At 37.0% G+C, this 23,872-nt stretch carries 20 protein-coding genes; 11 read left to right on the top strand and 9 right to left on the bottom strand.

From position 1 onward, the window contains the following. Window positions 1-96: 96 nt before the first annotated feature. Window positions 97-2,253 (bottom strand): prolyl oligopeptidase family serine peptidase, encoded by a 2,157-nt coding sequence (locus RNZ47_RS02335; RefSeq protein ID WP_311935773.1) that lies wholly within the window; start codon window positions 2,251-2,253, stop codon window positions 97-99. Window positions 2,254-2,346: 93 nt separating this feature from the next. On the opposite strand from RNZ47_RS02335, the gene RNZ47_RS02330 reads away from it, so the two are divergent. Continuing rightward, entirely contained in the window at window positions 2,347-3,303 is a 957-nt protein-coding gene (locus RNZ47_RS02330) for a M28 family metallopeptidase (RefSeq protein ID WP_311935769.1), read from the top strand. 11 nt (window positions 3,304-3,314) lie between these two features. Here the strand turns inward: RNZ47_RS02330 and RNZ47_RS02325 are convergent, their stop codons facing one another. The 5 genes from RNZ47_RS02325 to RNZ47_RS02305 all read right to left on the bottom strand — a co-directional run bounded on the left by RNZ47_RS02325 (window position 3,315) and on the right by RNZ47_RS02305 (window position 9,293). Then, window positions 3,315-5,768, bottom strand: a complete 2,454-nt coding sequence (locus RNZ47_RS02325) for an MG2 domain-containing protein (protein WP_311935766.1) — start codon at window positions 5,766-5,768, stop codon at window positions 3,315-3,317. Between the two features lie 181 nt (window positions 5,769-5,949). Beyond that, window positions 5,950-6,939, bottom strand: a complete 990-nt coding sequence (locus RNZ47_RS02320; protein WP_311935764.1) for an aspartate-semialdehyde dehydrogenase — start codon at window positions 6,937-6,939, stop codon at window positions 5,950-5,952. A 135-nt stretch (window positions 6,940-7,074) separates the two neighbouring features. Next, window positions 7,075-7,476, bottom strand: a complete 402-nt coding sequence (gene mscL / locus RNZ47_RS02315) for a large-conductance mechanosensitive channel protein MscL (protein WP_311935761.1) — start codon at window positions 7,474-7,476, stop codon at window positions 7,075-7,077. A 70-nt stretch (window positions 7,477-7,546) separates the two neighbouring features. Further along, window positions 7,547-8,653 carry an alanine racemase gene (gene alr / locus RNZ47_RS02310; RefSeq protein ID WP_311935758.1) on the bottom strand — a complete coding sequence of 369 codons (1,107 nt, stop codon included), beginning with the start codon at window positions 8,651-8,653 and terminating at the stop codon, window positions 7,547-7,549. Continuing rightward, window positions 8,646-9,293 (bottom strand): thymidine kinase, encoded by a 648-nt coding sequence (locus tag RNZ47_RS02305; RefSeq protein ID WP_311935755.1) that lies wholly within the window; start codon window positions 9,291-9,293, stop codon window positions 8,646-8,648. Before RNZ47_RS02305 ends, alr begins: the two co-directional genes overlap by 8 nt. Window positions 9,294-9,398: 105 nt before the next feature. Here RNZ47_RS02305 and RNZ47_RS02300 point away from each other — a divergent pair, with 105 nt between their 5' ends. From RNZ47_RS02300 to RNZ47_RS02285, 4 genes are all read left to right on the top strand, one after another. After that, complete coding sequence (locus tag RNZ47_RS02300) at window positions 9,399-10,157, top strand: DUF8457 domain-containing protein (RefSeq protein WP_311935751.1); 759 nt, start codon at window positions 9,399-9,401, stop codon at window positions 10,155-10,157. 134 nt (window positions 10,158-10,291) lie between these two features. Next, on the top strand, window positions 10,292-10,963 hold the full coding sequence (rsmI, locus tag RNZ47_RS02295; protein WP_311935748.1) for a 16S rRNA (cytidine(1402)-2'-O)-methyltransferase: 672 nt from the start codon (window positions 10,292-10,294) through the stop codon (window positions 10,961-10,963). Between the two features lie 45 nt (window positions 10,964-11,008). Beyond that, complete coding sequence (locus RNZ47_RS02290) at window positions 11,009-12,109, top strand: alkaline phosphatase (RefSeq protein WP_311935746.1); 1,101 nt, start codon at window positions 11,009-11,011, stop codon at window positions 12,107-12,109. A 26-nt stretch (window positions 12,110-12,135) separates the two neighbouring features. After that, the gene (locus tag RNZ47_RS02285) at window positions 12,136-12,711 is read left to right on the top strand and encodes a uracil-DNA glycosylase family protein (protein ID WP_311937471.1); all 576 of its coding nucleotides are present in this window, start codon (window positions 12,136-12,138) and stop codon (window positions 12,709-12,711) included. 96 nt (window positions 12,712-12,807) lie between these two features. On the opposite strand, the gene kbl is transcribed toward RNZ47_RS02285, so the two are convergent. Next, complete coding sequence (kbl, locus tag RNZ47_RS02280; RefSeq protein WP_311935743.1) at window positions 12,808-14,004, bottom strand: glycine C-acetyltransferase; 1,197 nt, start codon at window positions 14,002-14,004, stop codon at window positions 12,808-12,810. Between the two features lie 6 nt (window positions 14,005-14,010). Next, window positions 14,011-14,970 carry an NAD-dependent epimerase/dehydratase family protein gene (locus tag RNZ47_RS02275; RefSeq protein WP_311935740.1) on the bottom strand — a complete coding sequence of 320 codons (960 nt, stop codon included), beginning with the start codon at window positions 14,968-14,970 and terminating at the stop codon, window positions 14,011-14,013. Window positions 14,971-15,137: 167 nt separating this feature from the next. Here RNZ47_RS02275 and RNZ47_RS02270 point away from each other — a divergent pair, with 167 nt between their 5' ends. The 6 genes from RNZ47_RS02270 (at window position 15,138) to RNZ47_RS02245 (ending at window position 22,676) form a co-directional block, all read left to right on the top strand. After that, window positions 15,138-15,599 carry an Lrp/AsnC family transcriptional regulator gene (locus tag RNZ47_RS02270; protein ID WP_311935736.1) on the top strand — a complete coding sequence of 154 codons (462 nt, stop codon included), beginning with the start codon at window positions 15,138-15,140 and terminating at the stop codon, window positions 15,597-15,599. Between the two features lie 203 nt (window positions 15,600-15,802). Then, window positions 15,803-17,506: a GMC oxidoreductase gene (locus tag RNZ47_RS02265; protein ID WP_311935734.1), complete on the top strand. Its 1,704-nt coding sequence runs from the start codon at window positions 15,803-15,805 to the stop codon at window positions 17,504-17,506. A gap of 4 nt (window positions 17,507-17,510) precedes the next feature. Then, a complete protein-coding gene (locus tag RNZ47_RS02260; protein WP_311935731.1) occupies window positions 17,511-18,068 on the top strand; it encodes a gluconate 2-dehydrogenase subunit 3 family protein in 558 nt (185 codons plus the stop codon). Between the two features lie 10 nt (window positions 18,069-18,078). Beyond that, the gene (locus RNZ47_RS02255) at window positions 18,079-19,653 is read left to right on the top strand and encodes a discoidin domain-containing protein (RefSeq protein WP_311935728.1); all 1,575 of its coding nucleotides are present in this window, start codon (window positions 18,079-18,081) and stop codon (window positions 19,651-19,653) included. Between the two features lie 314 nt (window positions 19,654-19,967). Beyond that, complete coding sequence (locus RNZ47_RS02250; protein WP_311935725.1) at window positions 19,968-21,917, top strand: sensor histidine kinase; 1,950 nt, start codon at window positions 19,968-19,970, stop codon at window positions 21,915-21,917. 3 nt (window positions 21,918-21,920) lie between these two features. Further along, entirely contained in the window at window positions 21,921-22,676 is a 756-nt protein-coding gene (locus tag RNZ47_RS02245; RefSeq protein ID WP_311935722.1) for a LytR/AlgR family response regulator transcription factor, read from the top strand. Between the two features lie 288 nt (window positions 22,677-22,964). Here the strand turns inward: RNZ47_RS02245 and RNZ47_RS02240 are convergent, their stop codons facing one another. After that, window positions 22,965-23,855: a DUF6607 family protein gene (locus tag RNZ47_RS02240; RefSeq protein ID WP_311935720.1), complete on the bottom strand. Its 891-nt coding sequence runs from the start codon at window positions 23,853-23,855 to the stop codon at window positions 22,965-22,967. Window positions 23,856-23,872: the final 17 nt, after the last annotated feature.

Genomic DNA, 23,872 nt, shown 5'->3' with positions numbered 1-23,872 from the left:
GCAAAAATAACATAAAAACCGTTCCTCTTTTTAGAAAAACGGTTTTTGATTAACTTTATAATGAGACACTTTGGTTACGCTTAGCGTGACACCTAATTAGCCTTTTATTTTTTCTTTGGTTTTACTTGGCAACACATCAAAGCCCATGTTGTAAAGCGTGAAGCCGAAAATGTCGGCATACTGCTCAATGGTTTTGCTAACCGGTGTTCCCGCACCATGGCCGGCATCGGTTTCAATACGAATTAACGTTGGGTTTGTTCCCGCTTGTTTGTTTTGTAATTCGGCAGCAAATTTAAAACTGTGCGCCGGCACCACCCTGTCGTCATGATCGCCAGTGGTTATTAAAGTTGCTGGGTATTTTACGCCTTCTTTTACGTTATGTAATGGGGAGTAACCTTTAAGATATTCAAACATGTCTTTACTTTGTTCGGCCGTTCCGTAATCGTAGGCCCAACCTGCTCCAGCTGTAAATGTATGGTAACGCAGCATATCTAAAACACCAACGGCAGGTAATGCCACTTTGGCTAAATCCGGGCGCTGTGTCATAACCGCACCAACCAATAAACCACCGTTTGAACCACCACGAATGGCCAAATAATCAGATGAGGTATAGTTGTTTTCAATTAAATATTCACCTGCAGCTATAAAATCGTCAAATACATTTTGCTTTTTCATTTGCGTGCCTGCATCGTGCCAAATTTTACCGTATTCGCCACCTCCACGTAAATTAGGAACAGCAAGTATGCCGCCTTGTTCCATCCAAACGGCATTGGCAATACTAAACGACGGTGTTAAACTGATATTAAATCCGCCATAGCCATATAAAATGGTTGGGTTTTTACCATCGATAATCAGGTTTTTATGATGTGTGATCATCATGGGTATTTTAGTGCCGTCCTTTGAGGTGTAAAACACTTGATTGGACACATAATCGTTACTATCAAACGCAATGGACGGTTTCCAATACGATTGGGTTTCACCGGTTTCCGGATTGAATTTATAAAGGCTTGAAGGTGTATTGTAATTGGTAAACGAATAATATAATTCCTTGTCCTTCTTTTTGCCTCCAAAACCATTTACAGTACCCAAACCTGGCAGTTCAACATCTCTTATTAACTCGCCTTTATAGTTGTATTGTTTTACTTTAGAAAGCGCATCAACCATATATTTGGCAAAGAAATACCCGCTTCCGGTTGAAGGGTTTAAAACGTTTTCAGTTTCAGCGATAAAATCCACCCAGTGCTCTGGTGTTGGATTAGAGGCATCAACCATTACTATCTTTTTGTTTGGTGCATTTAGGTTTGTTACCAAAAATAGCTTGCTATCTTCGTTTTCAATAATAAAAGTATCGCTATCGGTATGATCTAAAATGGTAACAAGTTCACTTTTAGGATTAGATAAATCCTTTATAAACAACTTGTTTCCAGAAGTAGATACTTTAGCCGAAATAATTAAATAGCGGTTGTCCTCGGTTACGCTGCCCGAAACATATCGGTGTTTTTCTTCTGCTGTTCCACCAAAAATTAAAGCATCTTCTTTTTGAGGAGTTCCTAATTTATGGTAATATAATTTGTGCTGATCGGTTTTGGCAGAAAGTTCGCTGCCTTTGGGTTTATCGTAACTTGAATAGTAAAACCCTTCATTTTTATACCACGAAATACCGCTGAATTTTACATCTTTAAGCGTGTCTTCAACCACTTCTCGTGTTTCAGGATTCATAACAATAATTTTCCGCCAATCGCTACCACCTTCAGAGATGGAATAGGCCAGCATATCACTGTCTTTTGAAAAGCTTAGGCCACCTCCCAATGAAATGGTGCCATCTTTAGAAAATGTATTCGGGTCTAAAAACACCTCGGCTTCTTCAACGCCTTTTTTTCTGTAATAAACATTTTGATTCTGTAAACCGTTATTTTTTGAAAAATACGTGTATTCGCCTTCAATAAACGGGGCGCCTATTTTTTCGTAGTTCCATAGTTCAGATAAACGCTCTTTTAATTCGTCCCTAAACGGAATGTTATCTAAATACGCATAAGTACTTTGGTTTTGCGTTTTTACCCATGCTTCGGTTTCTTCACTTCTATCGTCTTCCAACCAACGGTACGGGTCTCTAACTTCTACGCCAAAGTATGTGTCAACGGTATCTACCGTTTTTGTTTCAGGATAATTCACAACTACATTTTTTTCTTCTTTTCCATTTTTACAACCTACAGTAAGTGTAAGTGTGCAAATAATAACTAATATTTTTTTCATGATTGATAAATAATTAATCTCCAAAAATAAGCAAAACAAACCAAAGTTTATGGCTACTTGTTATATATTTGAAGCTATTAAAAATGAGAGATTATGAATAAGGTTTTACTGTGTTTATTGATTGGCGTTTTAAGCGTAAGCGTGTTTTCACAGGCTGAAATCACAGAAAAGGAATTAAAAGACCACATGTTGTTTTTAACATCTGAAAAAAATGCAGGTCGATATCCCGGAGGAAAAGCCAATAGACGCGTTGTTAATTACTTAAAAAAGGAGTTTAAAAACATAGGTGTTACACCTTTTGATATGGGTTATAAGCAACCTTTTAATGCGACGTTAAGAGTTGAAAAAGGTGTGGATAAAAAGCCAGTTGTGAAAACGTGGAATGTGGTTGGTTTTATTGAAGGTAACGATGCTACGCTTAAAAATGAATATATTGTTTTGGGCGCACACTACGATCATTTGGGTTTGGGTGGTCCATCGTCAAAATCCGATAAAAAGAATACCATTCATTACGGTGCCGATGATAATGCAAGCGGAACAGCAGCCTTATTGGAAATTGCCGAAAAAATTGCAAGTCAAAAACAGCTTTTAAAACGCAGTATTATTTTTATTGCTTTTGGTGCCGAAGAACAAGGGTTGTTAGGGAGCAAGTATTTTGTTGATAATCCTCTAGTGCCATTATCTCAAATTAAATTAATGATTAACATGGATATGGTTGGCAGAATGAATAAAGAAAAGCACGTTTATATGGGCGGTGCGGGTACATTTCCCGGTGGTGTTAATTTTATGCAAACCTTGGGCGAATCCTTAAACTTAACACCCATTGTGCATGCCGGTTCTGTTGGCGGATCCGACCATGTGTCGTTTTACAAAAAAGGCATTTCGGTTTTAGGGATGCATACGGGCGGACATCCGCAATACCATAAACCAGAAGACACGATTGATCTAATAAACTTCGAAGGCCAAAAACAGGTGTCCGAATATATTTTTAAAACGATTATGAAGCTTGCTACTACCGATTATAAAATGGAGTTTTTCAAGCAAGATTAAATATCAACAATTCATTTAACATCAAAATAGGCTTCAGCTTTAAAAGGCGTTCCCTTGGATGTAATGCCTTCTAACAAAATCTTATAAGTTGCCGATTTATGGCCGGTTTTAAATGCTATTTTACACGAATGGGATGGTTCCAGTTTTAAATCAGGATTCCAATAGAGTGTAGATGAGTCATTTTCATCTTGATTAAACTTTCTAGCTTGGTAATAGCCTGGGTGATAAAAACTAATCGATACATTTCTATTATTTGGGATATCATTTTCTTCTGAGCCGTCAAAGGTATAAAAAGCTATAACACCAACACCGCCTCTCACACCATAAATAGCAGCTTGAGAGGGTTGTATAATATCAACGAAATCTATATCCTGAATTGACATTGAAGTAACAAAATCATAATCTGTAGGAAACCCATCGACTAAAAACAACGGTCTTGGGTCATTATATTCTTCTTTTTCTTCTCCAGGAGTACCGATTTTGAATGGGTCTACTGTATCAACCATATTTATGCGCCTCCCTCTAATTATTATAAAATTACCAATTACATCAAACCCTGGGATTCTACCTTGTAAAGCATGAAGTGGATTTGTAGCTGTTGGTGAAATGCGCAAATTTTTAAAATCTAAAGTGCGCGATGGGCTTACATATAAAGCTGCCTTTCTTTTTTCAGCATATCTATCCAACCGTTTTTTTTCGGCAATTAGCTTTATTTCGTTTAATTTAATTTCGCCTTTTCGTGGCGCAAATTCAGTATTTCTATGTTGTTTTATTTTAGGCTCTAAAAGCGCATTGCCCTTGGTTGTTGTTTTTTCGGGAATAGGCTTTATGTGCACCGGGGGCGGGATAAATGAGTCCAACTCAACAATAAAGTCCCTGCTATAATTTCTGGCATTTAATCTTTTGGCTTTTACTGCAACAAAAGTCCGTTGGTCAAAATTAAGGTCATTGAAGCTAAAACGACCTAAACTGTCCGTTATCGTTTTATCGTGTCCAATCTCATTGCCGTTTTTATAGGTAACCGTTACATGGGCTTTTACCGGTTTGTTTTTGTGCACTTCTTTAACCGTTCCTTTTAGGCTAAAACCGGATTCGGGCAAAAATTTCAAGTCATTGCCCCCAATATTGTCTTTGGAAAAAAGTTGGTTGCTCTTTTGAGCTATTAATATTTGGTGTACGGTTTTTTTGCTTACTGAATCGTTGGCGAAATAAGAACCAAACCGCTCAAAATCGTCTCTTATTTCGGGATTGAAAAGTAATTGGGATTTTATGTCCGGGCCCGAACCCTTGTTTGTTTCGGGATTGACTTCGGTAACGGAAACGGACATGTCCGCCTTTAGGCTTTCGTCCAATAATTGATCGAAACTTATTTCAATTTCGGCCAGCTCATGGGCTTCATAGGTTTTTTTTGAGGGCGTAACAATTGCTTTTTGTTCTAGATTTTCAGAATCGATAAAGGCGAGTTCTTCGCTTAAAACCGTTCCGTTTTTATCTACAAGCTGGAACCGGATTAAGCCGTATTCTACATCGGATTTTGGCAAATCAACGGCGGCCACGGCGTTATTCCCATTTAATCTGGCTTGACAAATAATTTCCCCTTTCTGAAAGCCCGACAGTTCGAGGCCGTCCATACCATTGGGCAATGACGAATACACATTTGCCCTGTAGCTATTATGTGTTTCATCGATTCTAATGGTGGCGCCGTGGTCCTTAACGGGCGGCAAAGGGTAGCCGTGTTTTACGCCATTATGGGAAACGATTGCGGTATAGCTCCTGCCCTTTTGGGGGATAAACTGGAAGCTTCCCAACCCGAATTTAGTGGTTTCAAAATGTAGGGTTTTAGTATTGGTGTCATCAAAAACATCGCCTTTTACATGCACACCTTTTTTCAAAGAGTTGGTTGCTTTTACAACGATTCTATTTAAAAAACCGCCAATCATATTGCCGCCTTCCGGGGAAAAAGCAATAAAGGGTGTTGCCGTTGCCATATGGGTGTTAAAACCATTATTTGGCCCTGTGACGTTCACGTAAATGTTTTTCCTAAAGAAATGGGAGCCATCAAAATTCCTCATAAAATTGGTATAGGCCCTTATGGTATAAGCGCCGTCCATGGCATCTTCGGGCAATTTAAAATCGCCCTTTCCGGCACCTTCGTTCATCTTAATTGTTTTAGAGTCAATTATGGTGTTGTTTGGGTCTATCAAATCTACGTAGGTTACTTTGCTTGCAGTTCGGGGCGCATGGTTTTTGGTGCCGACCAAATATACTTTGTACCAAATGTTTTCACCTTGATTGTAATGGGTTTTGTCAAAATGGATGTATATGTTTTCTTTTGAAACCGAAGCAGCTTTGTACTTGATATCGGCAACCAAAAATCCGGTGTTATTTGGAAAAACGGTTAGTGATAACAGAATGACAAACAGGTTGATACTTATCGGGCCTAGAGAAGCGAAGTGTGGTTTCATTGAACGTGTTTTTTGGCTTGGATATGGTTATTGTACTACAAAAATAGTTCCGAAAAAAAGTACGGTAAAAGGTTGATTTTTAATACAATTATGTCTAAATATATCGAATTTATTTTTATTAAAAAAGTCCTTGTAATTTTTACAAGGACTTTTTTAATAATATAATTTTAAAGTTAAAAACCTAAACCAGCTTGTTTTCAACTAAATATTCAGCAATTTGAATGGTATTGGTCGCAGCGCCTTTGCGTAAGTTATCGGCAACAATCCACATGTTTAAAGTGTTTGGTTGCGTTTCGTCCCTTCTCAGTCTGCCCACAAAAACATCATCTTTGTCGTGTGCATAAATTGGCATAGGGTATGTGTTCGTATCTGTGTTATCTTGTAAAATGATTCCAGGAGTTTCGTGTAGCATTTTACGAACATCGGCCAAATCAAAATCTTTTTCAAACTCCACATTAACCGCTTCCGAGTGTCCACCGGACGTTGGAATTCTCACCGCCGTAGCTGTTACGGAAAAGGTTTTGTCGTTAAATATTTTTTGAGGCTCGCGGGCTAGTTTCATTTCTTCTTTGGTGTAACCGTTGGCTTCAAAAACATCGCAATGTGGCAAGGCATTTCTTCCGATAGGATACGGATAAGCCATTTCGCCATCAACACCGGCAATTTCGTTTTCCAACTGTTTTACGGCTTTTACGCCCGTGCCAGATACCGATTGATACGTAGAAACCACAACACGTTTCATTTTATATGCGTTATGTAGTGGTGCCAATGCCATCACCATTTGAATGGTTGAGCAATTGGGGTTTGCAATAATCTTATCGGCTTTGGTTAACTCTTTGGCATTAATTTCCGGAACCACTAATTTTTTGGTCGGGTCCATTCTCCAAGCCGAAGAATTATCGATAACCGTAGTGCCCGCTTCTGCAAATTTTGGAGCCCACTCCAAAGAGGTTTCGCCTCCGGCAGAAAAAATAGCGATATCTGGTTTGGCTGCCAAGGCATCGGCTAAACCAATAACGGTGTGCTCTTTATCTTGATATCTTAGTTTTTTGCCCACAGAACGTTCTGAAGCAACCAACAACAATTCACTAATTGGAAAATTACGCTCTGCTAATACTTTTAGCATCACTTCGCCAACCATTCCAGTGGCGCCTACAACAGCTACTTTCATTTTTATTTTTTTAAAATAATGACTGCGACAAAATTAAGTATTAATTCTATTTTAAAACATATAAAAAGCCTTTGTTTACATAAAACAAAGGCTTTTTGACAACAAAAAACAAAATGTTACTTATTTAACAATTTGTTATTTTTTTAGCAAATCTCTGATTTCAGCTAATAAATCTTCTTGCGATGGTCCTGCAGGAGCTTCTGGAGCAGGCTCTTCTTTCTTCTTCATTTTATTCACACCTTTTACAACCATAAACATAACGAAGGCTACGATAATGAAATCGATAACATTGGTTAAAAAAGTACCGTATTCTAAAAACACTTCGCCAACGGTTTCGCCAGTATCGTTAACTGTGCCGTCTTGTAATTTATAGCGTAAATCTTTAAAGTCGGAATTGAAAATCAAACCGATTAAAGGCGAAACTATGCCTCCCGTAAAGGCGGTAACCACTTCTTTAAACGCAGCACCCATTACAAAACCTACCGCAATGTCTATAAGGTTGCCCTTCATTGCAAATTCTTTAAACTCTTTTAACATAATTTTAAATTTTTAGTTAGTAGGTTACTAATTTAGTTAAAAAAATTAAATGTTAACAAATGTTAAAAATCTATTGAATAATAACGCGTTTAATTCTTTGCGAAATGGCCGTTAAAAGCTCATAAGAAATGGAGTTTGTAGTTTCGGCTAAATTTTCGGCGGTGTGTTTTCCATCAAAAACAATTACTTCGTCGCCTTCTTTACAATCAATATTGGTGATGTTTACCATAATCATATCCATACAAACATTGCCAATAATTTCGGCTTTTTGCCCGTTTACGGTTACAAAACCTTTGCCGTTACCGTATTGTCTGCCAATGCCATCGGCATGACCAATAGGTAGCGTTGCCGTTTTTAAAAAGGCATCACTTTTAAAGGCCCGATTATAACCTACGGATTCCCCTTTTTCAATCGAATGAATTTGAGAAATAACCGTTTTTAAAGTCGCAATGGGTTTTAAATACTTGTTTTCTTTATTCGAATTTCCAAAACCATACAATCCAATGCCGCTTCGTACCATATCAAAATGGGCTTCGGGATAATTTAATAGACCCGAGGTATTGCAGACATGAAGTATCGGTTTGTAACCCATAGTATTTATGAAGTTTTCAGAAATCGATTTGAAGCTTTCAATTTGATTTAAGGTGAATGCTTTTTCATTAAAATCCTCACTGGCGGCTAAATGCGAAAAAATGGATGTTACTTTTACCGAAGGCGATTCTTTTAATTTTGATGTGATATAATCTACATCATTTTCCCAAAAGCCCAATCGGTTTAAACCCGTATTAAACTTAATATGAATGGGATAGTTGGTTTGTTTTTCCGCGGAAGCGATAGCTATAAATTCGTTTAAAACCTTGGCATTGTACAAGCTAGGTTCTAAGCCATGTTCAATTAAGGTTTTAAAATTCACAGCCTGCGGATGCAATATCAAAATGGGTTTTGTAATGCCCGCATGCCGCAATGCCACGCCTTCGTTTACGTAAGCCACGGCAAAATAATCCACATGGAGTTCTTGCAGGCAATTGGCTATTTCGCAGGCATCGCTACCATATCCAAAAGCTTTAACAACAGCTAAAAATTGAGTGTGCTTATTAAGTTTCGATTTTAAATGCTTAAAGTTGTGTTTAAGGGCTTTTAAATCGATTTCAAGTAGGGTTTCTTGCGCTTTAGGCATTGGAGTTTTTGGGTTTAGAAGTAATTTCCTCAGCGTCGTTAACCTTCATGTTTCGCACTTTATCGCGCATCATGGCTTTGTAATATGCGGCTCTACTTAAGGGCTCATATTCATCAACTTCGCCTAAAAGTACCAGGCTATCGCTTTTGGCTTTCCGGTAACTGTATTGTGCCAAATTCCCCGTTCGGGTGCAAACAGCGTGTACTTTGGTAACATATTCGGCCGTTGCCATAAGATTTGGCATGGGCCCAAAAGGGTTGCCCTTAAAGTCCATATCCAATCCGGCAACAATAACGCGAATGCCTTTATTGGCCAAATCGTTGCAAACACGTACAATTTCATCATCAAAAAACTGGGCTTCATCAATACCAACTACATCGCAACCATCGGCCAAAATTGGGATGTTGGCTGCGGCAGGAACCGGTGTAGAGCGGATTTCGTTCGCATCGTGAGACACCACCATAGCATCGTCGTAACGCACATCGATAGCGGGTTTAAAAATCTCCACTTTTTGTCGAGCAAATTGCGCGCGCTTGAGCCTTCGGATGAGTTCTTCGGTTTTTCCAGAAAACATGGAGCCACAAATAACTTCAATCCAACCAAATTGTTCTTTATGATTTACTGTATTTTCAAGAAACATTTCGTAATTTTAACACTAAAACAAAGGAATTTTTCGTTTGTATAAAGGTGGCGCAAATTTATTAAAAATCAAAAGGCTAAATAGCAATAATTTTAAAAAATATAAATGATGAAGAAGAAGTTAGAGTCGGATCTCATTAGTATAGCACATAGAATTCTTAAATTAAAAGGAAAGGAAGACGTTTTAAAAATGCACGCAGAAGCCGTTGCACTTTGCGAAAAACTGGCGGTTTTAAAGTTTGCACACGAAAACTTTGAGGACGATATCCCGTCCATTGGCAACGATTCCTCTTTTTTCGATATGTTAGATACGGCGTTTAACAATAAGGTTAGCGACAATATTGAGGTAGAAGACAAGGTATACATTAATCTCGATGACTATGAAAACGAGGCCATTACAGAGCCCTTAATGGAGACCATTAAAGATATGGTGGCGCATATGCCACTGGAGAGTTTAGAAGTCGATCCGGTTTTTGAAGAAGCCATTCCGCCTAAGCCATCTGTAAAATCGGCAACCCAACGCGAAAACGATTTTGAAACCATAACCTCTGGTTTTGAAGAAACACCGGTTTTCGAGCCCATTTCAAAATCGCAAAATGGCGGCGAAAAAAAATCGTTAAACGATAAGCTAAAAAATGGCGGGCTCAACATTGGGCTAAACGACAAAATAGCTTTTATCAAGCATTTGTTTAACGGCAAAAGCGAAGATTACGATCGCGTATTGTCGCAATTAAACACAACCGCATCCCTTAGCGATGCCAAACGATTTATTGAAGATATTGTAAAACCAGATTATAACTTTTGGGTAGATAAAGAAGAGTTCGAAGCACGATTTATGGAAATTATAGAAAGTAAGTTTCTTTAAAATTTGGGTGTACCCACGCCAAAAAAAGCGTGGTCGCGCTTTCGGTAGTCGCTTTTTTGTGTTGCATAGGTGCAACAACACAAAAAGAGCTCCAACAATACCTTAATCCCTAACACAGCAGCAACGATTATTACATGAGTAAACTATACATCGTACCAACACCCATAGGTAATTTAAAAGACATTACATTTCGAGCTATCGATGTTTTAAAAGCAGCCGATTTAATTCTCGCCGAAGACACGCGTACTTCAGGGAAACTGTTAAAACATTACGAGATTGGAACCCACATGCAATCGCACCACATGCACAACGAGCATAAAACGGTAGAAAGCGTCATTCAAAAAATAAAAAGCGGCACTACGGTAGCACTAATTAGCGACGCCGGAACACCGGCCATTTCAGACCCCGGGTTTTTGTTAACCCGTGCTTGTATCGAGCATAATATTGAAGTGGATTGTTTGCCCGGAGCCACCGCCTTTGTACCGGCTTTGGTAAATTCAGGATTACCAAACGACAAGTTTGTTTTCGAGGGGTTTTTACCCGTTAAAAAAGGCCGGCAAACCCGATTATTGCTTTTAGCCGAAGAAACCAGAACTATTATTTTTTACGAAAGTCCGCATAAATTGGTTAAAACACTGGGTCATTTTTGCGCGTATTTTGGCGAAGACAGGCAAGTATCGGTGTCACGAGAATTAACGAAACTGTACGAAGAAACCATTCGCGGAACCGCTAAAGAAGTTTTAGAATATTATACCAATAAGCCTCCAAAAGGCGAGATTGTTATTGTAGTTGGCGGAAAGAAATAAAAACAAAAATTTAATATTTATTATAAAATTCAAAACATAAAACCCATGAAATATTATAAAATATCGTCTGTATTGTTAATTGTTTTTGTGTTTACAATTGGTTTTAAGCCCGTAGAAGTGGAGCATAAGAAAACAATTAAAACACCTAAAAATGTTATATTGTTAATTGGAGACGGGATGGGGCTAACCCAGGTTTCAAGTAGTTTTTATTTTGGTAATGAAAGCTCAAGTTTTGAGCGCTTTAAACAAATAGGGTTTATCAAAACGTCTTCCAAAAGCCACTTGATTACCGATTCGGCAGCTGGAGCCACGGCTTTTTCAGCAGGTATAAAAACCTACAATGGCGCTATAGGAGTAGACCAAGACGCTTTGTCAGTACCGTTAATAACCCATAAAGCCGCGCAAGCAAAAGTAGTAACCGGGGTAATAAGCACTTCTTCGATAACGCATGCAACACCTGCTTCATTTTTCGCTCATGTTAAAAGTAGAAATATGCAAGAGGAAATTGCGGCTCAACTACCGGGGTCTGAAATAGATTTTTTTGCGGGAGCTGGTAATGATTTCTTTTTTAAAAGAAAGGATAACTTAGATTTGGGAGCACTTTTTTCTGAAAACGGATTTATTGTCGATACCGTTTCTTTGCAAAAACCTCAAAATTTTAATTTAGATAAAAAATACGGCTATTTATTGGCACCAAAACATATGCCCAAAATGAGTGAAGGTCGTGGTGATTTTTTAAGTCAAGCCACCCGATTAGGTGTCGAGTATTTATCTCAAAACAATCAAGGTTTTTTCCTTATGGTAGAGGGCTCCCAAATAGATTGGGGCGGACATGCCAACGACTCCGAGTATATTGTTGAAGAAGTAAAGGATTTTAGCAAAGTTATTGGTGAAGTCCTTGATTTTGCAGAGAAGGATGGCAACACGCTCGTTATTGTAACTGCAGACCATGAAACGGGAGGTTATACACTTGCTTCCGAAAATGGAGATTATAATAAAATTAAAGGAAGCTTCTCAACAGGAGGGCATTCGGCTACTTTAATTCCAGTGTTTGCGTATGGCCCCGGTTCAGAGAGCTTTCAAGGTATTTATGAAAACCATGCTATATATCATAAAATTATTCAATTAACCAATTGGGGTAAATAAGCGAACAATTAATCAATTTAATCATGATGGATGTTTTATTGAACAATATAAAACAATGCACCATTTGTAAAGCCCATTTGCCATTGGGACCACGCCCTGTGGTATCGGCACATCCAGATTCTAAAATCGTGATTATCGGTCAAGCTCCGGGAATCAAAGTGCACAGTACTGGAATTCCGTGGGACGACCCAAGCGGCAAACAATTACGGAAATGGCTCGATGTTACCGATGAAGATTTTTATGATGAAAAAAAATTTGCCATTATCCCCATGGGATTTTGTTATCCGGGAAAAGGAAAATCGGGCGATCTGCCACCACGACCAGAGTGCGCACCACAATGGCACAAGCTCTTGTTTGACGAACTTAAAAATGTAGAGCTTATTATTTTAATTGGCATGTATGCCCAAAAGTATTATTTGCAAAAAGACGCAAAGAAAACATTAACCGAAACGGTTAGAAATTATAGAGAGTATTTACCCAAATATTTGCCCTTGCCACATCCGTCGCCGCGAAATCGGTTTTGGCTAGCGAAGAACCCGTGGTTTGAAGTTGAGGTATTGCCGGAGTTGAAAGAACGGGTAAAACACATATTGACAACTTGATAAATATTCAAAAAACATTATCAATACGTGTTTGTTTTTCTGCTTTTAAATAAATTACAGTTTCCTGTTTAGCCAACTTAATTAAACTGTTTGTATTTAATTTATTACCCCTAGTTTTTTGCCCACTTTTGTAAATGCTTGTATGGCTTTATCTAAATGTTCTTTGGTGTGTGCTGCCGATAATTGCACTCGTATTCTCGCCTTGTTTTGTGGCACAACGGGATAGAAAAATCCAATAACATAAATACCTTCTTCCAATAATTGATTGGCCATAACTTGAGAAAGCTTTGCATCATACAACATTACAGGAACGATGGCGGCGCCGGCACCTACCAAATCGAAACCGGCAGCTTCCATTTGGCTTCTAAAATAATTTGTGTTTTCTTCTAGCTTATCGCGCAACGAGGTGTCTCTTTCCAAAATTTCAAAAACCTTCAATGAAGCGCCAACTATAGCGGGCGCCAATGAATTTGAAAACAAATAAGGCCTTGAACGTTGACGCAGCATTTCTATAATTTCCTTTTTACCTGTTGTAAATCCGCCCATGGCACCTCCCAAAGCCTTTCCAAGAGTTCCGGTAATAATATCCACTCGTCCGAGTACATTTTTTAACTCTATGGTACCACGCCCTGTTTTACCAATAAAACCAGAAGCATGGCATTCATCAACCATTACCAAAGCATCATATTTATCGGCTAAGTCACAAATTTTATCTAATTCCGCCACAATCCCATCCATGGAGAACACACCATCTGTAACAATTATTTTAAAACGATGGTTTTGCTTATTGGCTTCAATTAATTTGGCCTCCAAATCTTCCATATCATTATTGGCATATCTGTATCGAGCTGCCTTACACAAACGAACGCCATCTATTATTGAAGCGTGGTTTAAAGCATCTGAAATAATGGCATCTTCATGCGTTAACAACGGCTCAAAAGCACCGCCATTGGCATCAAAAGCTGCAGCGTAAAGAATGGTGTCTTCACAATGGAAAAACTCAGCTATTTTGGTTTCCAACTGTTTGTGTATATCTTGGGTTCCGCAAATAAAACGTACGGACGACATCCCAAAACCGTGCGTATCCAAAGTGTCTTTGGCGGCCTGAATCACTTCTTTGTTATTGGATAAGCCCAAGTAATTGTTAGCACAAAAGTTAATAACCTCCTGTCCTGTTGAAATCTTTATAACGGCATCTTGTGGTGTTGTTATAATGCGCTCTTCTTTAAATAAACCCGAGTCTTTTATATTTTGTAATTCTTTTATTAAATGATCCTTAATGCTTCCGTACATACTTGGTTATATTTTAGTTGTTAATTGGTAATAGGTTTTTATGTTTTTAATCATTTCTTTGGTTATTAAAGATAAGTCATATTTTGGTTTCCATCCCCAATCTTTTCTAGCTGCAGAATCATCGACACTATCTGGCCATGATTTTGCTATGTCCTGTCTGAAATCCGGTTTGTAGTTTATTTCAAAATTCGGATAAATCTCTTTAATCGAATAGTATACTTGTTCCGCTGTAAAACTCATTCCCGCAAGGTTATACGAAGTTCTTATTTTAATATCTTCGGCAGGAGCGTCCATGAGTTCAATAGTAGCTCTAATGGCATCGTCCATAAAAATCATGGGTAACATGGTTGTGGCTTCTAAGAAGCAGTCAAAACACTCTTCTTTAACGGCTTTGTGGTAAATGTCTACGGCATAATCCGTTGTGCCGCCTCCCGGTAGCGACTGGTAGCCGATAACCCCCGGATATCTTAAAGAACGTATGTCCATACCATACTTTTTATGGTAATAATTCACCCAGTTTTCTCCGGCGGCTTTACTCATTCCATATACTGTTAAAGGTGTTAAATTTGATGCTTGTGGCGTATTGACACATTCAATCTCATCACCAAAAACAGCAATTGAACTTGGGTAAAATATCTTGTTAACACCGTGTAATCTAGAAACCTCTAAAACGTTGAACAAAGTACTCATATTGATGTCCCACGTTTTTAGTGGAAACTGCTCTCCTTTGGCCGATAAAATAGCCGCTAAATGATATACTTGGGTTATGCCGTATTTTGATACGCAGCCTTGAAGCGCATCAAAATCTGTGACATCCAAAACCTCGAAACATCCTTCAAAATTCGGACTTTTTCTTAAATCTGAAGCAATTACATGATCAAAACCGTATTTTTCTTGTAAAGCTTTTGTTAGCACCGTACCTAATTGGCCACTAGCACCTGTTATTAAAATTCGCTCTGTTTTCATTTTGACAATTTTAAGCAGGGTAAAATTAATAAAAACAGCAATAATAAGATTGAAACACCTGTGTTTTGGGTTGAAATAAGTAATTTTAACTTCAATTATAAATTATCGCCTTTCTTTTATCTTTATTTTATATTTTTAAACCTTTAAAAAGTAATTTTATCTGCCTTATGGAAAAACTTGACGATATAGACCTTAAAATTTTAAGAATCCTTCAAAAGAATTCCAAAAAAACAACCAAGGAAGTTGCCCAAATGCTAAACCTCACTGCATCCCCGGTTTATGAGCGCATAAGGCGATTGGAAAACAAGGGTTATATAAAAAAATATGTGGCGCTGCTTGATAAAATTCAATTAAACCGACCTATTACGGCCGTGTGCATGGTGTCATTACGGTATCATAATGAGGGATTTATTGATAAATTTGAAAGCCAAATTAAAGAACTCAAAGAAGTTCAGGAATGTTATCACATGGCAGGAAAAGTAGATTTTTTTCTAAAAATAAACCTTCAAAGCTTAGATGCCTATCATGAGTTTGTAAGGCTTAAACTATCCAAGATTGAAAACATTGGTGTACTTGAAAGTTATTTTGTTTTAAAGGAAATCCATTCCACCACCGAATTTTTCATATAATCACAAATAGTATTCATTTTATAACTTTTTTGGTGCTTTCTAATTTCATTTAATCTTTTCATTATTATAAATATTTTCAAGCTAGGGTTGTTAATGTAAAAGGTTCGGTTTTGGTGATTTTAAGTAGTATAAAATTCCTATTTTTAGACCTTCATAATAATATTTGGAAATAGAGTTGACATTACCATTTAATTACAAACAGAATGCCCTATAGTAATACTAATAATACTTTTGACGCCATAGTGATAGGCACAGGGATTTCTGGTGGATGGGCAGCAAAAGAGCTTTGCGAAGGCGGATTAAAAACCCTTGTTTTAGAGAAAGGCAGACCTGTTGAGCATATTGTTGATTACCCTACCGCCAACAAAGAAACATGGGAATTAGAGTTTAGAGGAACCCCCAGTTTAGAAGACCAAAAAAACCAACCCAAACAAGCAAGAGCGGGATATGTTACAAATCAAGGCACTAAGCATTGGTTTGTTAACGACTTAAAACATCCTTATAACGAAACCAAAAGGTTTGATTGGATTAGAGGCTATCATGTGGGTGGCCGCTCCTTAACTTGGGGACGACAAGCTCTAAGATTGAGCGATCTCGATTTTAATGCCAACAAGCTAGACGGTTTTGGTGTCGATTGGCCCATACGCTATAAAGACATTGAGTCTTGGTACACCTATGTTGAAAAATATATTGGCGTATGCGGCGAAAAATTAGGCTTACCGCAATTACCGGACGGTTACTTTTCCCCACCCATGGCACTTAATGTGGTTGAAGAAGAATTCAAATCGCAAATTCACAAGCATTATACCGATAGGACTTTAACGATAGGGCGGTTTGCGAATATTACTGGAAATGAAACCTACGAAGGCAGATACAATTGCGCCTATAGAAACAAATGCATGAGAGGTTGCCCTTTAGGGGGTTATTTTAGTAGCAACGCTTCAACCTTACCGGCAGCCGAAAGAACCGGAAACATGACTTTGAGACCATATTCCAATGCCTATGAAATTATATACGATGAGCGCTCTAAAAAAGCCATTGGAGTTAAAATTATAGATACCCAAACCAAAGAAAAATTAACGTTTTATGCGAAGGTTGTTTTTTGTTGTGCCTCTACGGTGGCGTCAACGAGTATTCTGCTTCAATCGAAATCCAAAAGATTTCCAAATGGGTTAGGCAACGATAGCGGCGAACTGGGGCACAATTTAATGGATCATCATTTTAGAGTGGGCGCTACCGCAGATTACGATGGTTTTAAAGATGTAACTTTTGTTGATAATAGACCGGCAAGTTTCCATATTCCTCGATTTCAAAATCTGGGAGATAAAGCGACTAAAAAGGATTATTTGCGAGGTTATTTTTTTCAAGGAACAGCAACTAGAGGCGATTGGCGTCGAGCTATAATGGAACTCAGTTATGGGCTTGATTTAAAAGAAACGCTTAAAAAACAAGGCCCATGGCAAGTTGGTATGACGGGGTTTGGCGAATGTTTGCCGTATCATGAGAACAAATTAACGCTCGACTATAACAAAACAGACGCATGGGGATTGCCCACTGTAACCTTTGACTGCGAGTTTAAGGAAAACGAAAAATTAATGCGGGCACACATGCAGTCCGAAGCCGTAGAAATGCTAACCAAAGCTGGGTTTAAAAATGTAAAAGGATACGATGGAGCTTTTGCGCCCGGGCATGCCATTCACGAAATGGGAACCGCCAGAATGGGTAAAGATGCAAAAACATCGGTATTAAATAAATACAATCAAATTCATGCCGTACCTAATGTTTATGTAACCGATGGTTCTTGCATGACCTCTTCCGCAAGTCAAAACCCGTCATTAACCTATATGGCATTAACCGCTAGGGCAGCGCATCACGCCATAGCCGAATTTAAAAGCGGTAAATTTTAAGGATATGGATAGAAGAAAAGCAATAAAAAATATAGCACTGGCTTTTGGCTGTACCGTGGCAACGCCAACTTTACTGAATGTTGTAACTGCCTGTACCGATAACTCGGTCACCACAAATTATTTGTTTTTATCTAAAAGTGAAGCGGAATTGGTTAAGCGTTTAACGGAAACCATTATGCCTAAAATGCATTTTCCATTAGTTGAAACAATGAATCTCACGGTATTTTTAGACCAGATGTTTTACCACACCGAAAACGATAAGAGCAAAGAAAACTTCCGAAAAGGCAGTAAAGCATTCGAAAATGAACTATCGCTTAATCACAACAAAAAAGTAAATAAAATAAGTGACGAAGACTTTATAGCATCGTTTAAAACATATTTTAATCCTGAAAAAGAAGATGCTGTTTTCAATTTATTAAACGATGATATTAATGAGCTAAGTCCCGGTAAAAAAACAGAATATACTATGTACACCTTTCTAACAAAAGTGCGTAATTATTGCCTGTTTGGATATGCTACTTCTGAAGCTTTTTCAAGTGAAACTAATTTTTACACCACATAGATCATTTAAAATGAAAAAACCTATTATTCTATTAATAATCCTTGCTACATTAACGTTTTATGGATGTCCAAAAAACATCCAAAACGCAAAGGATACCACTTCAGGAGTCAATTTAAAAAACACTACAAGAACGGATAACGAATGGAGGAATCAAGCCAACAAATTAAATGTTATTTATTGGGTACCAAAAGGCGTAGATACCGTTCCTGGGTATTCTAAAAGAATAAGCGACATTCTACTTGATTTCCAAGAATATTGCGCCAATTATATGGAAAAGGAAGGCTTTGGGAGGAAGTCTTTTGGATTGGATTTAAAAGAGAATAACCAAGTTAATATCATAACCATATATTCTAAAAATGGTAAAGAAACCTATCCATATAGAGGCGGAGGTTCTGTTATAAACAAAGAGCTACAGGCGTATTTTATAGAAAACCCAGATAAAAAACACAGCGATCACTCTTTAGTCATTTTACCTTCAATATCCGGAGACCCATTAAACCCCGGCGGCGTTCCTTTTTATGGATTGGGCACCTTTTGCTATGCGCTTGATTATCCAGAAATGAAATTGGAGCACTTGGGAACATCCGGTAAATATGGCGCATTGGCAACCAAATGGATTGGTGGCTTGTACCACGAATTGGGCCATGGTTTAAATGCGCCGCATAATAGTGAAAAAAAGAGTGAAAGAGACTCTAAAGGTACGGCATTAATGGGTGCCGGTAATTACACTTATGGTAAATCGCCCACATTTATTACAGGAGCTACTGCGGCAACATTTTCTAATAGTCAAGCCTTTAGCAACGAGGTTCGCACAGATTGGTATGGTCCAACCAAAAATAAACTCACACAACTAAAAGGTAAAGTAGAAGATGGAAAAATTATTATTTCCGGTAATTTTAAAAGTGATGTGCCCGTTACAGACATTGTGGTTTGGCACGACCCTTACCCAGCAGGAGGCAATAAAGATTATGATGCAATTGCGTGGAACACAAAACCCGTTGGTACGGACAGTCTGTATGTAGAAAATTCATTATCAGAATTTTTTAAATTGGAAGGCGAATACCAGCTCAGAATCCGTTTTTATCACGAAAACGGAACGCAGAACACCTACAGTTATGAGTATGAATTTAAAAATGGTGTTTCTAATATAGAAGTCATCGATAGCAAAAAAACAATCCATCCAACAAACTGGAAAATTATTGAAGTCAACAGTCAAGAAGAAGATGGACCAGCAAGTAATATATTAGACGGTTACCAAGATACCTTTTGGCATACCGAATATAGAAATAGCCTACCTAATTATCCGCATTATTTTGTTTTAGACAGAAATGAAACCACTGCCATAAATGGTTTTGCTTTTGGCAATCGGGACAATTTAAACGGCGTTATAAAAGACTTCGAAATTTGGGGTAGTAACACCAATGGTAACTGGCAAAAAATAGGCGATTATAGCTTGAAAAGACAACAAAACCACCAATTTATAGACTTGCCAGATAACACTACTTATAGGTATTTTAAAATAAAAATTATAAACGGCCATGGCGATTTTAAATACACGCATTTGGCAGTTTTAGCTACTTATTAATCAAGTCATGTAATACTTAAACACATTTAATAAGCTGATTGAAAAAATTTTTGAATTTAATTTGTCAGGTTGAGTCTGTCGAAACCGAACTGGATTATCAATACGTTAAAATATTTCGACAAAGCCTGTGTTGAGTGCCGTTGAAGTACTCAATACGATATAGAATTAGACTTTTCAGACAGCTTCTTTTATATGCCTATTAACATTAAGAATCTATGCAACTTACCACACTTGTTTTGCAGTTTGCCCGAAACTGGTTTTTTAAAACCAACCGTTACCGTTCTTTTGTGGTGTAAACAAGTGAATATGTCATTATGAAAAGAATAATAGCACTTATTTTAATTTTTGTTGTAACCCAACTAATTATTCAGTCAAACAATCGATTATCATTGTCTAATAGAGTGGCAATTGAAAATTATAAAAACCCCAAAGATGATAATTGGGAATATATAAAATATCGGCTATTTGATGGAAAAACAGAGTCTGTTTATAAAATTAATCCTCTTATGGATGATGGGCCAATATTATTAGAACTTAACAGAGCTACAAAACTAGATAGTATTGCTGTACAAGAAATAATGGAAGACTTAAGGGCTCTACTTCCGCTCAAAACTATTGAATATTTAGATGATTATGCAGGCGAAAAAATTTCCAATACAAGTAAATATAAAAATGATTGGGAGAAAAAAATTAAGGATATTCCGTACCATAGATTACGATATTCTGTTGTACCATTAAGTTTTGAAATAGCAGATAGGTCAACATTTGGTGCCAAAATAAAAACAGTATTATCCGATGGAAGTAGCATTGAAAGGTCTAATAAGATTAAAGAAGAAGGTTTTAAAAGAGAACCTAATAGTGTTTGGTTCTTTTTTAAAGATTCTATTTCATACGAAAAAAGAAAACAATACATACAATATGAGTTTTTGAGAACGCTTTGTTTTATTCATCCTAATGATTTAAATTCATATGCTGATATTGCTAATAAGGGGGTGTATTTTTCTCAAGATTATGTGCCTCAATACGCTAAATTTAATGAGCAAGATAAATTTTTACTTCAAAAGCTATATTCAGAAAATTTTAATGAACAATTCAAGGAGTATATGTACGCAAATTATCCTTGGAGGTATGCGAGTAATTTTTTAAACAAAAAATTAACGAAAGCAAAAGCGTTAATAATCATTGTAGGAGTAGGAATTTTGGTTTTCATCTTACTCTTTGGGTATTTTCAAAATAAGAAATTCAAGTATTCGTTTTTAAATTATTTTTATCCGATATTATTTATAATGTTGAATCTTGCGTATTTCATACAAATTTATGGTTATATAATAGATATAAACTCTACAATCACCTGGATAGAATCTCTATATATGATTGTTGGTGCAACTGTCTTTACTGTTATAATTTCTTTATCATTATGGTTATTTGACAACCTCATAAAAAAGCAAAATCTGAATTTCACTTTACAATTGGTTTTAAAAGTTATATTTACTTTTGTTGCTTTTAATATTCCAATGTTAGCAGTTGGAAAAGGTATTATACAAAACTTTCAATTTCAAGAATCTTATGCTCCAATACTATTTATATGGATTGCACTAGCTTTTGGAAGAGGTTTACTCATCTACCTAAATCACATGGCCCAATCTCTAGTAAACGAAAAAGACGTAGAATTAAGCCGATTAAAAGAAGCAAACACCCAATCGGAATTAAAATTATTACAATCGCACATCAATCCGCATTTTTTGTATAATGCTTTAAATTCCATTGCAGGTTTGGCGTATAAAAGCCCGGAGAAAACAGAAAAAATGGCCTTGTCCTTATCTAATTTATTTCGCTATTCCATTAATAAAAAAGGGCAACAAATGAGCACCGTAAAAGAAGAAGTGCTTATGGTGCAAAACTATTTAGAGATTGAAAAAATCCGTTTTGGCGAGCGATTAACATTTATTTTAGAGGTTGAGAAAACGCTGGAAAATGAAGCAATACCCATGTATATTTTACAACCTTTGGTTGAAAATGCCATAAAACACGGTGTGTCCCAAATTAGAGGCGAAGGCCTTATTGTATTGGAGATTAAACAGGAAGACGACAATTTATTAATTCGAGTTATCGATAATGGTCCTGATTTTGAAAATGGATTGGTAAGTGGCCACGGCTTGCAAACGGTTTACGATTTATTGCGTTTAAGTTATGGCGACAAAGCATCTTTACATTGGGAGAATGCACCTGCAAAACATATCTCGATTATAATTCCAAAAAATTAAATAATGCAAAAAATATATAAAACCATTATTATTGACGATGAGCCACCAGCACGGGAACGCTTGCTGAAATTATTGAAAAGTTTCCCAGACACCTTTCAAGTCATCGCCCTTGCAGAAGATGCTATTGACGCTCAAGAAAAAATTGAAGTGCTAAAGCCAGACCTTATTTTCTTGGATATTGAAATGCCAGAAGTATCGGGTTTTGATTTATTGAAGCGTTTAAAAACCATTCCAATCGTTATCTTTTGTACGGCTTACGACCAGTATTCCTTAAAAGCGTTCGACACCAATAGTATCGATTATTTATTAAAACCCGTAAGTTTGGAGCGATTGCAACAATCGGTCAACAAATTAAAACTGTTTAGTGACCATACAACCTCGCAAAATGTTTTGGCTTTATTAGAAGAATTAACGTCTAAAAAAGAAGCCAAAAAAATGACTTCCATTACCGTAAAAAAAGGCGATACGCTCATTATTATAAAACTGGAACATATCAGCTATTTTAAAGCAGACGACCGCTATGTGGCGCTGCATACCAAAGATGGGCGTTATTTAATTGAAGATTCTTTATCGGGTTTAGAACAAAAACTACCGGACTATTTTTTAAGAGTGCACAAGGGCTTCATTATTAATACGGAGTTTGTAAAAAACGTTCAAAAATATTTTAATAGCAGATTCATTATCACCTTAAGTGATTCAACAGCCATAACCACGGGCAGAAGTTATAATGATGCTGTAAAACGTTGGATGAATTTGTAATATGACCTCAAAATCATCCCAAATAAATAATCAGAATGATTGTCCGTAATGTAACATAATTAGTTCGTCACCCTGAACTTGTTTCAGGGTCGCATGCCACAAATAGCATGGTTTTTTGCCACAAATACACGAATAAAACCAAAAATAATTATTCGTGTATTGGTGGCATTTTTAAAACCTTTTACAGCATACCTTTCCATGTTATAATAATTCCAAAATAATATATTATAAAAGATGGTATTTACATCTTCCCAATGGTGAAAATATGCTGCTTCAAGATCAACTAAACTAATTCAAAAACGTATTGATTATGGCTCTAATATCTTTTCTGCTAGCCTTATTATCTAAAGCGAATAAATGCTGATGCAACATTTTGCCATCAACTTTACTTTTTAATTTCACTTCCTTGTTTTCCGCAAAAACCTTATCCCATTCTTGCTTTACTTTTTTCCAAACTTTATTGTTTTCTTTCCACCAATCTCTGGCAACTTTACATTTTTCATCAGCTACTTTGGTGTATATATTATAGCCTTTTTCTTGGGCTAAAAGGATGTCGTCTTTACCGGTTTCCCTTATAATTTTGTCGTTATCTTGTTCGTGCAACCAACCATAGTCTGTAAGTTTTACGGCATTGCCTCTGGCCAAAATGTTGTAATCGCTTCTTTTTGAGTATTCACGTCTGGGAAGCGGTGCATCGGTTCTGTTTTCCCAAAAACGCTTTCCATCAACATGAACCCAAGTAGCCGATCCGGAATACCTCGGGCTATCATCTACTTGATACACTTTTTGTGCCCATTGCCCCTTTACCTGTTCTTCTGAAAGTTCTTTAACGCGCCATGTGTTTTTGGCGGTATAATCAAATACGTTTTGGTTTTGAAACTGCCAATCTTGTCGCCAATGTTTTATAATCATGGTATCGTTTACAACCAACAAGTGCTGTATGCTTATTTCATCATCTTTATCGGTTATCAATTCTGCCCATTCTAATGCGTGGGCTCTGTAATCATAAGCTTTTTCGTAGGCGATATCCGGTGAAAACGTTTCGGCGTATTTAAACTTAATTTCATAGCAACCGCACATATCTTTTATCGCTTTCTGGTCTTTTTCTTTTTTGGTTTGCCCATATGTTACTAGAGAAAATGTTAAAAGTAATAATGGTAAAAGTGTTAATCGTTTCATTTTAAATGGTTTGTTTT

Origin of the sequence: Hwangdonia seohaensis (genome assembly GCF_031932625.1) — a bacterium.
GTDB classification, from domain to species: domain Bacteria; phylum Bacteroidota; class Bacteroidia; order Flavobacteriales; family Flavobacteriaceae; genus Hwangdonia; species Hwangdonia seohaensis.
The sequence above is the reverse complement of the archived record's forward strand: the minus strand, read 5'-3'. Positions and strand labels throughout refer to the sequence as shown.

Coding starts and splice junctions, on each gene's coding strand:
- RNZ47_RS02285 (WP_311937471.1), top strand. CDS start 12,136: ATGGATGTTTTATTGAACAATATAAAACAATGCACCATTTGTAAAGCC.
- RNZ47_RS02325 (WP_311935766.1), bottom strand. CDS start 5,768: ATGAAACCACACTTCGCTTCTCTAGGCCCGATAAGTATCAACCTGTTT.
- RNZ47_RS02270 (WP_311935736.1), top strand. CDS start 15,138: ATGGAAAAACTTGACGATATAGACCTTAAAATTTTAAGAATCCTTCAA.
- rsmI (WP_311935748.1), top strand. CDS start 10,292: ATGAGTAAACTATACATCGTACCAACACCCATAGGTAATTTAAAAGAC.
- alr (WP_311935758.1), bottom strand. CDS start 8,653: ATGCCTAAAGCGCAAGAAACCCTACTTGAAATCGATTTAAAAGCCCTT.
- RNZ47_RS02330 (WP_311935769.1), top strand. CDS start 2,347: ATGAATAAGGTTTTACTGTGTTTATTGATTGGCGTTTTAAGCGTAAGC.
- RNZ47_RS02305 (WP_311935755.1), bottom strand. CDS start 9,293: ATGTTTCTTGAAAATACAGTAAATCATAAAGAACAATTTGGTTGGATT.
- RNZ47_RS02255 (WP_311935728.1), top strand. CDS start 18,079: ATGAAAAAACCTATTATTCTATTAATAATCCTTGCTACATTAACGTTT.
- RNZ47_RS02245 (WP_311935722.1), top strand. CDS start 21,921: ATGCAAAAAATATATAAAACCATTATTATTGACGATGAGCCACCAGCA.
- RNZ47_RS02240 (WP_311935720.1), bottom strand. CDS start 23,855: ATGAAACGATTAACACTTTTACCATTATTACTTTTAACATTTTCTCTA.
- RNZ47_RS02335 (WP_311935773.1), bottom strand. CDS start 2,253: ATGAAAAAAATATTAGTTATTATTTGCACACTTACACTTACTGTAGGT.
- RNZ47_RS02300 (WP_311935751.1), top strand. CDS start 9,399: ATGATGAAGAAGAAGTTAGAGTCGGATCTCATTAGTATAGCACATAGA.
- RNZ47_RS02265 (WP_311935734.1), top strand. CDS start 15,803: ATGCCCTATAGTAATACTAATAATACTTTTGACGCCATAGTGATAGGC.
- RNZ47_RS02260 (WP_311935731.1), top strand. CDS start 17,511: ATGGATAGAAGAAAAGCAATAAAAAATATAGCACTGGCTTTTGGCTGT.
- RNZ47_RS02290 (WP_311935746.1), top strand. CDS start 11,009: ATGAAATATTATAAAATATCGTCTGTATTGTTAATTGTTTTTGTGTTT.
- kbl (WP_311935743.1), bottom strand. CDS start 14,004: ATGTACGGAAGCATTAAGGATCATTTAATAAAAGAATTACAAAATATA.
- RNZ47_RS02275 (WP_311935740.1), bottom strand. CDS start 14,970: ATGAAAACAGAGCGAATTTTAATAACAGGTGCTAGTGGCCAATTAGGT.
- RNZ47_RS02320 (WP_311935764.1), bottom strand. CDS start 6,939: ATGAAAGTAGCTGTTGTAGGCGCCACTGGAATGGTTGGCGAAGTGATG.
- RNZ47_RS02250 (WP_311935725.1), top strand. CDS start 19,968: ATGAAAAGAATAATAGCACTTATTTTAATTTTTGTTGTAACCCAACTA.
- mscL (WP_311935761.1), bottom strand. CDS start 7,476: ATGTTAAAAGAGTTTAAAGAATTTGCAATGAAGGGCAACCTTATAGAC.